Genomic DNA, 10,687 nt, shown 5'->3' on the forward strand with positions numbered 1-10,687 from the left:
GAGTGAAGTAAAGCTCCACGACATGGGTGACATCATCCTTGAAACGCGCGGCCTGACCAAGCATTACGGCGGTGTGCACGCCCTGGAAGACGCCAATTTCATCCTTAAGAAGGGGGAACATGTGGCGATCATGGGCGATAACGGGGCGGGCAAATCCACATTTGTCCGCCAGATCACCGGGGTCGAACAGCGCACGCGCGGCACGGTCATCTTTGACGGTCACGAGGTCGATTTCAAAGGCCCGCTTGAGGCGCGCGAGGCCGGTATCGAAACCGTGTTCCAGACGCTGGCCTTGGCCGATCATCTGGACGTGCCCGACAATCTGTTCCTGGGTCGCGAAAAGACCATGTGGAACTGGTTGGGCCCGTTCCGGCGGCTGGATTACAAGGCGATGCGCGCCGATACGATGGCCGCACTAGAAAAGACCGGCGTCAAGATCCCCAACATCCGCAACACCATCCAGAACATGTCGGGTGGTCAGCGCCAATGCGTGGCGATCGCACGCACGGCCAGTTTTCATTCCAAGCTGACAATTATGGACGAGCCGACTGCCGCGCTGGGCGTTCAGGAAACGGCGCAGGTTGAGAACATCGTTCGCACCCTCAAGAAGGCGGGTGAGCCGTTGATCCTAGTCAGCCACAACATGCGGCAGGTCTTTGATCTGGTGGACCGCATCATCGTGTTTCGTCGGGGCCGTATCTGCGCCAATCTTGACATCAAGAACGAAAGCTTCACCGGCGAAGATGTGGTCAGCTACATTACCGGCGCCAAGACCGGGCCGGAATATGAAGGAGTGGCATGAGAAAGCTCGTCGATTTTCAGGACCCTTTCTTTGAACCGCTCTGGATCCGCGTTGCTGTGGTTGCCGTGGCAGCAGGATGGGGTTTGTTTGAATTGAGCACGGGCGCTCTCTTTTGGGCTGGGGTCTTTCTTGGGTTCGCGGCCATTTGTGCCTGGCGGTTTGCCTCTATTGACTATGGCAAAAAACCGGAAGATTAGGGCGTATGGCCGTTACGCTGAAAGATGTCGCGGAACTTGCGGGCGTGTCACGCTCGGCCGTGTCGCGTACCTTTACCGAGGGCGCATCGGTGTCTGCCAAAACCCGCAACAAGGTGATGAAGGCCGCGTCCGATCTGGGCTTTAGCCCCAATGCGCTGGCCTCATCGCTGACCACCGGCCGGACCAAGATGATCGGTCTGGTCTCGAACAACTTTCACAACCCGATCTTTCTTGAGGTTTTCGACCTGTTCACGCGTGGCCTGCAGGACCGGGGTTTGCGCCCTTTGCTGGTCAATCTGACCGATGAAACCGACCCCGAAACCTCGGTCCGCATGCTGCGCCAATATTCGGTCGATGGCGTGATCGTCGCCTCGTCCACTTTGCCGCCCGGCTTTGCCACCGCCTTTCGCGAGGCTGGTCTGCCGGTGGTGCATTCCTTTGGCCGTCACACCAGAACGCCGAATGTGGACATACTGGGGATCGATAATATCGCTGCCGGGCGGCTTGCTGCGCAAACGCTGATTGCGCGGGGATATACCGAGCTGGGGTTTCTTGGCGGTCCGGCAGATGCAACATCCACCATCGACCGCGAAAAGGGCTTCCTGCAAGAGATCGCCGCGCAGTCCGGCATTTCCGTCACCTCCAGCTTTGCCGAAAACTACTCGTTTGATGCCGGTCTGGACGGCATGAGGGACCTGCTGACGGGACAACTGGCGCAGGCTTATTTTTGCGGTGACGACGTTCTGTCCATCGGCGCTTTGGCCGCGTTGCAGGGGGCGGGATTGCGGGTGCCTGAGGATATCGGTTTGCTCGGTCTGAACGATATGAAAATGGCCGCCTGGGCCAATATCAACCTAACGACGATTCATAACCCGTTCCCAGAGATCATCGCCGCCTCGATCGATCTGGTCGCAACCCTTGCCGAAGGCGAGACGCCGCCGCCCGAGGCTCGACTGTTCGATTGCCATGTTGTCGAACGCGGCACATTACGGCCTTTGCCTTAAGGCGCGTAGCTGCGGACCAGTGCGGCGGCAATCAGCGACCAGCCATCGGCCACAACAAAGAAGGCCAGCTTGAACGGCAGCGCGACCGAGGCCGGGGGCACCATCATCATGCCCATCGACATCAGCACCGCCGCAACCACCAGATCGATGATCAGAAACGGCATGAAGACCAGAAATCCGATCTGAAAGGCGCGCGCGATCTCCGACAGCATGAAAGACGGGATCAGCACCGACAGGGCCGCATCGGGCGTTGGTGCCTCGGCCACGTCCTCGGGCCTGAGAGCCGCAAGCGTCTGAAACGTCTCGGGGTCGATCCGTGCCGCCATGAAGCCCCTGAAGGGCTCCATCGCGCGCTGTAAGGCGGGCTCGACCTCCATCTGTTCGTCGATCAGTGGCTGGATGGCGTTTTGCCAGGCGTCGGTGAAAACCGGCTCCATCACGAAATAGGTCAGGAACAACGCCAAGCTGACGATCAGCATATTGGGCGGCGATTGCTGCAAGCCGATGCCCTGCCGAAGGATCGCAAGCACGGTGACCAGAAACGGAAAACAGGTGATCATGATCGCCAGCCCCGGCGCGATGCTAAGCACCGTGATCAGCAAAATCAACTGGATCGTGCGCCCAGAGACCGACCCGCCCTCGCCCAGCGAGACCGAGATTTCCTGCGCCGCCGCCGGGCCTGCCAGCAGGGTCCCAAACAGGAGGGTCAGCGCCAGGACGTTGCGTGCTCTCATTCCTTGCCATCCGGGACTGTGACGATCTCGATCAGCCTGACCGCCAATTGCCCGCCCTGATCGCCGTCCAACTCTTCAAGCTGACCGCGTGCGACCAACTGGTCTCCCACAAACAGCTCCACCGGGTCCTCGACCCGTTTGTCGAGGGTCAGGATGGCGTTTTCACCCAATCCGATCAGATCCCGCACCAGCGGACGCGCGCGCCCGACCGAGACAGTGATCTCGACCGGGACCGAGGTGAATGGCCCGGTGAAATCGGGCTTTGTGGCGTGCGGATCATCCATGTCGTGTCTCCGTCTTGGCATGATGCAGGAAGGCTTCGGTCGCCTCGGAAATGGCGTCCAGTAGGGCGGTGCAGTCCAATTCGCGTTCGTCTCTGCCGATGCGCAGGCTGGCCTGTCCCTGCGGCAGTGACGCGTCTTCGATCATCTCGACCGGAAACGAGAACTCGGCATCCAGTGCGGGCGTAAGTGTTTCAGCCGCACCAGCGGGAACGGTAACGATCGCCGGTTGGCCCGCCTGATCGCGCGCCATCTCGGTCAATTGTGCGACGATGCGATGGACGAAACTCCGCTCGATGGTTTCGGGCAGGACGGTGTTCATAAGGCTTTGGAACATGGGCTCCAGCGAGGCCACCATCTGCTCCAGCGCCTCCTGATAGGTGAACCCCAGATCCTGCAGCGACTGTGCCAGATCAGCCGAAATACGACCCTGTTCAGCGGTTTGCGCCGCCCCGGCATCGTCCAACCCGGCAGCATATCCCTGTTCGAACGCCGCCCGGCGCTGGTCTTCTAGCTGTTGCGCAGACAGGAGTTGAACCGTCCCTTCAGGCGACAGGTTCTGGTCGAAATCTTCAAGCAGATGCGCGATGGACATCAGGCGTTCCCCCGGCTTTCCTCAAGCCAGCTGCGCAGAATCTCGACCGATTCATCCTGGCGGTCACCGACCAGCTCGCGCAGGCGATCGACCGGCTTCTCGGCCTGATTTGGTAGGGCCGAGACATCCGTCGTCGCTGCAAGCGCGACCTGGGCCGATCCCTGCGGGGCATCTGCGGCCTGAACCTCTCCGGTCAGTGCGGGCGGGTCAGCGGCAATCGACGCCCCCGGTTCAGAGTTCAGCGCCAGTTGCGGCGCTGGCAAGGCCGCCGAGCTGGTCAGAATCGGACGGATGACAAAGGCGCCAAGCCCCAGCAGAACCAGCGACAGGAACGCCATCTGGACCAGCGGCATGGTCCGCAACCCCAGACTTTGCAGGAAGGATGGGGCAATGGCTTCGGTTCCCTCGGGGGTCGGGACGGGCAATTGCATCGACTTGATCGTTATGACGTCACCGCGTTCGGCGTCAAACCCCACGGCCGAAGCGACAAGCTCGCGCATCGCTTCCAATTCCTCCGCGGGTCGCGGCGCACCGGCAAGCCCTCCGTCCGCGCCGGTGCTTGTCGTTTCGTTAACCAGAACCGCCACGCTGAGCCGCTTGACCGCGCCGGGCAGGCGCAGGATTTCGGTCTCGGTCTCTGACACCTCGTAATTCACCCGCTCGCGCGTGGAATTGGCGAGCGATTTCGACGAATCCTCTCCGGCGGCGTCGCCGTCCGGCAGGTTCGAGGCAACGGTGACGTCATTGGATTGGTTCGACGCGGAGTCCGAGCGCTCTTCCAGATCGGTACTGATGGCCACGCGCCCGTTGGGATCGAAACGTCGCTCCCGCACCGATTCCTGTTCGGTTACCGTATCCACACTGACCTCGACCACCGCATTTCCGCGCCCGACGCGTGCCTCGATCAGCCGCAATACGCGTTCGCGCAGCCGGTCGGCACGGGCATCGGATGTGTCGGTTTGTGGGTTGGCATCGGCCTCGCCGATCAACCCGCCAGCCGCATCGATGACCGCAACATTCTCGACATTCAGTCCGTTAACCGCCGAGGCCACGAGGTAGCGAATCGCATCCGCTTGTCCAGGCTGAACCTGCCCATTTGCTGAGGTGATGAACACCGATGCGGTTGTCTCTGCATCCCGTCGGAACGGCTCGCCCATGTTGTTTGCGATATGTACGCGCGCCTGGCTGACATGCGGCCCGGCGACAATTGTGCGGGCCAGCTCGCCCTCTTTCGCGCGCCAATAAGCGGCGTCGAACATGCGCGACGTCGTGCCGAACCCGTTGAGCGAATCGAGCAATTCGTACCCGCGCCCGCCATTTGCGGGCAGCCCCTCGCTTGCCAAGGTCAGGCGCAACTGATCGCGCTGGCCGGAGGGCACGTAAATCGCGCCCGCCTTGACCTCATAAGTCACGCCTTCCTGTTCCAGCGCGCGCACCACCTCGCCCGCCGCCCCGGTTTCGAGATCGGCATAGAGCAACGCCATGGATGGCGTTGTGCTGATTCGAACCAGCCCGAAAATGGTGACGGCCATGGCGACAATGGCCGCAATCGCCAATAGTTGCTTTCGTTTGTCGAGACCCGCCCAGACGCTTCCGATCTGCTGCACCCTATCCTCCGTTTGCCGACATCCTGTCTGGCTCGTTCACACTTATTGCGGGTGGCGCTTAACATTCGGTTAGTCCCTGAGCGGGTATGGATTGTTGCGAACAATTCGGGAACCGACCCATGACAGACGCCACAGCAGAAGATGCCGAAGAGCCACCGAAGTCCGGAAAGATGGGACTCGTGCTGGCGATCTTGCTGACCGTGGTTGGCGGGGGGGGGGGATTTTATCTGGCCAGTTCGGGGAAGGTGCCACTGCTTGGCGGAAAGAAACCCGAACATGCCGCCACAGATGCCAAGGATAATCCATCAAAGGGTTACAAGGCGGTCAAGGTCGCTTTTGTCGATCTGCCTCCGGTTCTCATCTCGCTCGACAGCACAAGCGGCACACGGCATCTGCGCTTTCATGCGCAGGTTGAGGTCGAGACCAAGTACCAGCCCGAGGTCGAGGCGATCATTCCGCGTCTGGTCAACGTGATGAACAGCTATCTCAGGGCGCTTTCGCTGGCAGAATTGCAGGACCCGCTGGCCTTGCCACGGCTGCGTGCACAGCTGTTGCGCCGTCTGTCGATTGTCAGCGGCGAAGGGCAGGTCCGCGACCTGCTCGTCATGGAATTCATCTTGAACTAGGAGGGGCAGGTGCAGGTAATTGCCGATATTCTACTGGCCGCCGGCGCATTTGGTGCAGGATTTTACTGTTTCATTCTGTCGCGACGGTTGAAGCGGTTCAGCGATCTGGAAAAAGGGGTCGGGGGGGCGGTCGCGGTCCTGTCCGCGCAGGTCGAGGACTTGACCAAGATAGTCGATACGGCCCGTGCCGCCGCTGGAAGCTCCGGTGCCGAATTGCAAGAGCTGACTCGCAAGTCCGAATCAGTTGCGCATCGATTGGAGCTTTTGATCGCGTCCTTTCAAGATGTTGCACCCGCCGAAGAGGCGCCGGTTCAAGCTCCCGCACCCTCCCCTTCCCCGAAAACCAATAAGACGCCCGCGCCGGGCTTGATGTTTCAGCGCACCGCGCAAGGTGTTGAAGAGGCGGCGTCATGACGGGCTTCGTCAAACCACCGCTCGAACCTCGCCGTGCTCGGGTCGGTACTCTGTTTCTGATCACGCTGTTCCTGCTTGGCTCAGCAATGGTGCGAATCGGCCTGCATGCTGGTCCGGCTATCGCGCGCGAGATCACAGCAGAAGAGACAGGGAAAGATGGGGACGGGTCCAGGGCGGCTCCCGCGCTCGCAACGGAGGCCCACCTGCAGCCTGTGCTTGCCGCATTTGCAGAGCGTGAGACCCGAATCGCGCGGCGCGAAACGCAGCTTGAGGATCGCCTCAAGGCGCTGGACATCGCCGAGCGTGCAATTGAGGCGAGGTTGGTCGAGCTCACCGCAGCCGAAGAGGCCTTGCGCCAGACCCTGGCCTTGGCGGACGGCGCCGCCGAAGGCGATCTGGGCATCCTGACCGAGGTGTACGAGAACATGAAACCGAAAGAGACCGCCGCGCTCTTCGAAGAGATGGACCCCGCCTTTGCGGCCGGTTTCCTGGCCCGAATGACACCGGAATCCGCGGCCAAGGTGATGTCCGGGCTCAGCCCGACGGCGGCGTATACGGTCAGTGTCGTCCTCGCCAGCCGCAACACATCCGTCCCCAGAGAATGAGTCGCCTGATGTACAAGATCGGAGGTTTCGCATGATTGGAATTCTTGGAATCGTCATCATTTTTGCGATGGTTTTTGGCGGCTACCTTGCTGCGGGCGGCAAGATGACCATCATCCTCAAATCGCTCCCGTTCGAGATGATGATGATCGGGGGCGCGGCGATTGGTGCCTTTCTGATCAGCAACGACAAAGGGGGCATCAAACACACGCTTCAGGACATCGGCAAGGTGTTCAAAGGCGTCAAATGGAAGCCCGAGGATTACCGCGAGTTGCTCTGCCTGCTCTTTGCCCTGATCCGCATTGCCAAGCAGAGCCCGGTCGATCTGGAACAGCATATCGAAGATCCACAAGCATCGGCGTTGTTCTCGAAATACCCGAAAATTCAGGCCGATAATGAGGCGGTCGCACTTATCTGCGACACGCTGCGCTCGGCATCGATGAATTATGACGACCCTCATCAGGTCGAAGAGGTTCTGGAAAAACGTATGGAGGCCAATCTGCATCATGCATTGCTCTCAAGCCATGCCCTGCAGACCATGGCCGACGGCCTGCCTGCCCTTGGCATCGTTGCCGCCGTTCTGGGCGTGATCAAGACCATGGGCTCGATCGATCAGCCGCCCGAGGTTCTGGGCAAGCTGATTGGCGGCGCGTTGGTCGGGACTTTTCTGGGCGTTTTTCTGGCCTATGGTCTGGTCGGCCCCTTTGCTGCCAAGGTCAAGGCGGTGGTCGAGGAGGACAGCCACTTTTATCAGCTAATCCGCGAGGTTCTGGTGGCAAATCTGCACAACCACGCGGCAAGCATCTGCATCGAAGTGGGTCGGCAGAATACGCCCGCACATTACCGGCCCGACTTTGCAGATCTGGAAGAAGCTCTCAAATCAATAAAGCAGGGGGCGGCATGATCCGCGCAGTCGCCTGCGGATTGAGTGCCATCTTCCTAGCCGGAGCTTTGCAGGCGGAACCAGTGGTGGTGAGGTCAGGGGACCATGGAACCTTCACGCGTTTGACGGTCGGTCTGCGGACCGGCGCGCGGTGGGAAATTGATCAGATCGGCAACGTCGCCCGACTGACCCTGGATACGCCATCCATCACTTTTGACGTCAGCGAGGTGTTTTCGCGGATCGGTCGCAACCGGCTGAAACAGATTGAGCAAGCTGCCGAAGGTGCGCCTCTGATGCTGGAACTGAACTGCGAATGTTTGGTGACGGCCTTCGAAGAGGGCAATACCTTGCTGGTCCTCGACATTCGGCCCGGTCGACCGGTCGTCGTAGAAAAAGTCGAACTGCCGATCGTTTTTGGCCTGCTCCAACAACCCGATATCGAAATCCCGCCCAAGATTAAGCGGGCGAGAGCACCTCGCAAAGAGGCCGCTGCCCCGGTTGTCGCAGTGGAGGGGGCGGCGATTCAGTCACAGGTGGATCGCGCGATTGCACAGGGTCTTCTTGCCCCAACGGCCGATCACCGCGCGCAATCCGGCCTGGATCAGTTGCAAGCTCTGAAGAGAGTGCTGGACAATCGGACGGCGAATGTCCGAGCCACCACAGTCATAGATCGCGACCTGGACGGGGTCCTTGATGGCATTTCGGCGCAGCTTCGGCAGACCCGGTGCGTGAAAGATGGCCGCCTGGATATCGGCAAGTGGGGCGACGATTCGACTTATGCCAGTTTGGGCGAAATGACATTGCAGATTTACGGCGAATTCGATCGCCTTGATCACGCCGCAGTGCGACAGCTTGCAAAATCGCAACTCTATCTCGGCTTCGGAGCGGAGGCTGCCGCAACGCTTGGGTTGGACCCGACCAGCGCCGATCAGGTCCCGGAGCTGGCCTCCATCGCTATGGTGATCGACGAGCGGCCGCATTCCGCGCGCCCGGTCTTTGCCGGTCAGCAAGCCTGCGAGGGGTTGGTCGCATTTTGGGCCTTGTTAGCTGACCAGGAACTGGCCGATGACGCCGACGTCGAGGCGATATTGAACGGCTTTTTCTCTTTGCCGGAACATTTGCGCGGCCATCTGGGCCCCCGCGCGGCGGGCTCTCTGGTCGAGGCTGGCAAGACCGACATGGCACAGATCATGATGCGGCGCGCGACGCCCAGTCCCGTAGACGTCGCGGCTCGGATGGTCCAAGCGAAGCTGTCCGAGGCCGCCGGGAATGCCGGGCAGGAAATGACCCAGCTCAAAGAGGTGATCAGCGACAGGTCGGATCCACCAGAGGCACCCATCGCGCTGATCGAACTGGTTGAAACGGCCTGGGAGAACCGCCTTGGCGTAGACGAGGAAAACGTGATGCTCGCTGCGGCCTTCGCGCAGGAATTCATAGGATCGGATCTGGGTCCAAGATTGTGGCAAGCCCACATCCTCGCCCTCGCGCTGAGCGGAAATTTTGATGAGGCGTTCGGCCATCCGGAAATGCGGCACGCGACAGACACGGCAGAGGTGACCGAACTGCGCCAGAAATCCCTGACCTTGCTGGTAGAAAACGCAGCGGATATCGCTTTCCTTGTCAACGCGACCGATCAATCCACAGCACATATCCAGACACTGGACACAAAGCTGCGCATTGCGGTGGCGCGTCGCTTGCAGCAACTGGGTTTCTCCGAACAGGCCATGAAATACCTGGAATTGCCAAAATCGGCGGGATCTCCGATGGCAGCAAGTTTGCTGCGCGCCCAGTCCGCATTGGATGCAGGATTGCCGCGCCGGGCCTTGCTTGAATTGTCGAATGCCGATGGCGAAGAGGCACAGCGCCTTCGGGCGGAGGCACTTGCCATGAGCAACGAACTTGTCCCGGCGGCAGCACTTTATCAGGAATTGGGTGAAGCGGACGCAGCAGCGCGGTCGCTTTGGCTCAGCGAAGAATGGGCCGCGATCCCGGAAGGGGCCAGCCCGGTGTATCGAGAAGCGGGGCAGCTATCGATCGGCCTGTCGCAAGAACCCGCCGTACCGGACACCCCGACATTGGGCGCGGCGCAAGCGGTCGCAGAAACGGCGCGCGACGCCCGTACCCGGATCGAAGACCTGCTTGCAGTCATTGAACGCCCCTGACCTCGGCCGGTTACGAATTATCAATTCCGCCGCATTAGCGTGACAGAACAGAATGTTCAGACGGTTTCACAGAATGTCCATCGACACAAAGCCAGCGGCAAGCGGCCTTCTTTTATTCGTTTTTGTACTCGGGCTATACGCCACACCGGCGACCGCCCTGCGCCCGGGGCAGTTTGCGGCGCAATGTGACCGAGCAGCGATTGGCGCCGCGCAAAGATATGGCGTGCCCGAATCCGTCATGCTGGCGATCACCCGGGTTGAGACGGGCCGAACCAGAGACGGGGCTTTGGCCCCCTGGCCCTGGGCGATCAACATCAGCGGCAAAGGGTACTGGTTCCAGACGCGGCATGAGGCTCAGAGCTTTGTGTTCAAGCATTTCGTGAACGGCGCGCGCAATTTCGATGTGGGTTGTTTCCAGATCAACTACCGCTGGCACGGCAACAAGTTCCGCTCGATTGAGGAGATGTTCGATCCGCAAAAGAACGCCGATCACGCCGCCCGGTTTCTGCTGGACCTGCACAGGGAGTTTCGCAACTGGACCGCTGCCGCTGGCGCCTATCACTCGCGCACGCAATGGCGGGCAGAGCAATATGCCGCGCGCTTCAGGGAGGTGGAGGCGAAATTGCCCGATGGCTCGGCTAAGGATCGGCAACACATGGCGTCAAAGCGCTCCATTCAGGCAGCCCTGCCGCTGACCCAGGGCACATCGCCGCAACTGGGTTCGCTGGTGCCGACAGGTGTCGGCACGGGCGCGTCTTTTCTTGCACTGAATTGAGGACT

The 10,687-nt window shown here is 60.6% G+C and carries 13 protein-coding genes; 9 read left to right on the forward strand and 4 right to left on the reverse strand.

Annotated features, from left to right (window positions below):
* Positions 1–22: 22 nt before the first annotated feature.
* The 3 genes from Q5Y75_RS22605 to Q5Y75_RS22615 are packed head-to-tail and all read left to right on the forward strand — an operon-like array spanning position 23 to position 2,003.
* Entirely contained in the window at positions 23–802 is a 780-nt protein-coding gene (locus Q5Y75_RS22605) for an ATP-binding cassette domain-containing protein (RefSeq protein ID WP_306201905.1), read from the forward strand.
* Positions 799–999, forward strand: a complete 201-nt coding sequence (locus Q5Y75_RS22610) for a hypothetical protein (protein ID WP_306201817.1) — start codon at positions 799–801, stop codon at positions 997–999. The genes Q5Y75_RS22605 and Q5Y75_RS22610 overlap by 4 nt, the downstream gene beginning before the upstream one ends.
* 5 nt (positions 1,000–1,004) lie before the next feature.
* Entirely contained in the window at positions 1,005–2,003 is a 999-nt protein-coding gene (locus Q5Y75_RS22615) for a LacI family DNA-binding transcriptional regulator (protein WP_306201818.1), read from the forward strand.
* On the opposite strand, the gene fliP is transcribed toward Q5Y75_RS22615, so the two are convergent.
* From fliP to fliF, 4 genes are read right to left on the reverse strand one after another with little or no spacing between them, the layout of a single operon-like run.
* The gene (fliP, locus tag Q5Y75_RS22620; RefSeq protein WP_306201820.1) at positions 2,000–2,737 is read right to left on the reverse strand and encodes a flagellar type III secretion system pore protein FliP; all 738 of its coding nucleotides are present in this window, start codon (positions 2,735–2,737) and stop codon (positions 2,000–2,002) included. The genes Q5Y75_RS22615 and fliP overlap by 4 nt on opposite strands.
* Positions 2,734–3,021, reverse strand: a complete 288-nt coding sequence (locus tag Q5Y75_RS22625; RefSeq protein ID WP_306201822.1) for a FliM/FliN family flagellar motor switch protein — start codon at positions 3,019–3,021, stop codon at positions 2,734–2,736. The genes fliP and Q5Y75_RS22625 overlap by 4 nt, the downstream gene beginning before the upstream one ends.
* Positions 3,014–3,613, reverse strand: a complete 600-nt coding sequence (locus Q5Y75_RS22630) for an ABC transporter ATP-binding protein (protein WP_306201824.1) — start codon at positions 3,611–3,613, stop codon at positions 3,014–3,016. Before Q5Y75_RS22630 ends, Q5Y75_RS22625 begins: the two co-directional genes overlap by 8 nt.
* A complete protein-coding gene (gene fliF / locus Q5Y75_RS22635) occupies positions 3,613–5,220 on the reverse strand; it encodes a flagellar basal-body MS-ring/collar protein FliF (RefSeq protein WP_306201826.1) in 1,608 nt (535 codons plus the stop codon). The genes Q5Y75_RS22630 and fliF overlap by 1 nt, the downstream gene beginning before the upstream one ends.
* A 119-nt stretch (positions 5,221–5,339) precedes the next feature.
* Between fliF and Q5Y75_RS22640 the strand changes: the two genes are divergently transcribed.
* The 6 genes from Q5Y75_RS22640 (at position 5,340) to Q5Y75_RS22665 (ending at position 10,682) form a co-directional block, all read left to right on the forward strand.
* A complete protein-coding gene (locus Q5Y75_RS22640; protein WP_306201828.1) occupies positions 5,340–5,846 on the forward strand; it encodes a flagellar basal body-associated FliL family protein in 507 nt (168 codons plus the stop codon).
* Between the two features lie 9 nt (positions 5,847–5,855).
* The gene (locus tag Q5Y75_RS22645; protein WP_306201830.1) at positions 5,856–6,260 is read left to right on the forward strand and encodes a hypothetical protein; all 405 of its coding nucleotides are present in this window, start codon (positions 5,856–5,858) and stop codon (positions 6,258–6,260) included.
* Positions 6,257–6,865, forward strand: coding sequence for a MotE family protein (locus Q5Y75_RS22650; RefSeq protein WP_306201832.1), 609 nt, complete (start codon positions 6,257–6,259; stop codon positions 6,863–6,865). Before Q5Y75_RS22645 ends, Q5Y75_RS22650 begins: the two co-directional genes overlap by 4 nt.
* 31 nt (positions 6,866–6,896) lie before the next feature.
* Positions 6,897–7,766 carry a flagellar motor stator protein MotA gene (gene motA / locus Q5Y75_RS22655; RefSeq protein ID WP_306201834.1) on the forward strand — a complete coding sequence of 290 codons (870 nt, stop codon included), beginning with the start codon at positions 6,897–6,899 and terminating at the stop codon, positions 7,764–7,766.
* The gene (locus Q5Y75_RS22660; protein WP_306201836.1) at positions 7,763–9,907 is read left to right on the forward strand and encodes a hypothetical protein; all 2,145 of its coding nucleotides are present in this window, start codon (positions 7,763–7,765) and stop codon (positions 9,905–9,907) included. Before motA ends, Q5Y75_RS22660 begins: the two co-directional genes overlap by 4 nt.
* Before the next feature lie 73 nt (positions 9,908–9,980).
* Positions 9,981–10,682, forward strand: a complete 702-nt coding sequence (locus Q5Y75_RS22665; RefSeq protein ID WP_306201839.1) for a transglycosylase SLT domain-containing protein — start codon at positions 9,981–9,983, stop codon at positions 10,680–10,682.
* The last annotated feature ends 5 nt before the right edge of the window (positions 10,683–10,687 follow it).

The organism is Ruegeria discodermiae (genome assembly GCF_030758345.1).
In the GTDB taxonomy this organism is placed as follows: Bacteria; Pseudomonadota; Alphaproteobacteria; order Rhodobacterales; family Rhodobacteraceae; genus Ruegeria_C.

Bases quoted from the DNA above. Each gene is read 5' to 3' on its own strand.
- Q5Y75_RS22605 (WP_306201905.1), top strand. From the start codon at position 23: ATGGGTGACATCATCCTTGAAACGCGCGGCCTGACCAAGCATTACGGC.
- Q5Y75_RS22610 (WP_306201817.1), top strand. From the start codon at position 799: ATGAGAAAGCTCGTCGATTTTCAGGACCCTTTCTTTGAACCGCTCTGG.
- Q5Y75_RS22615 (WP_306201818.1), top strand. From the start codon at position 1,005: ATGGCCGTTACGCTGAAAGATGTCGCGGAACTTGCGGGCGTGTCACGC.
- fliP (WP_306201820.1), bottom strand. From the start codon at position 2,737: ATGAGAGCACGCAACGTCCTGGCGCTGACCCTCCTGTTTGGGACCCTG.
- Q5Y75_RS22625 (WP_306201822.1), bottom strand. From the start codon at position 3,021: ATGGATGATCCGCACGCCACAAAGCCCGATTTCACCGGGCCATTCACC.
- Q5Y75_RS22630 (WP_306201824.1), bottom strand. From the start codon at position 3,613: ATGTCCATCGCGCATCTGCTTGAAGATTTCGACCAGAACCTGTCGCCT.
- Q5Y75_RS22640 (WP_306201828.1), top strand. From the start codon at position 5,340: ATGACAGACGCCACAGCAGAAGATGCCGAAGAGCCACCGAAGTCCGGA.
- Q5Y75_RS22650 (WP_306201832.1), top strand. From the start codon at position 6,257: ATGACGGGCTTCGTCAAACCACCGCTCGAACCTCGCCGTGCTCGGGTC.
- motA (WP_306201834.1), top strand. From the start codon at position 6,897: ATGATTGGAATTCTTGGAATCGTCATCATTTTTGCGATGGTTTTTGGC.
- Q5Y75_RS22660 (WP_306201836.1), top strand. From the start codon at position 7,763: ATGATCCGCGCAGTCGCCTGCGGATTGAGTGCCATCTTCCTAGCCGGA.
- Q5Y75_RS22665 (WP_306201839.1), top strand. From the start codon at position 9,981: ATGTCCATCGACACAAAGCCAGCGGCAAGCGGCCTTCTTTTATTCGTT.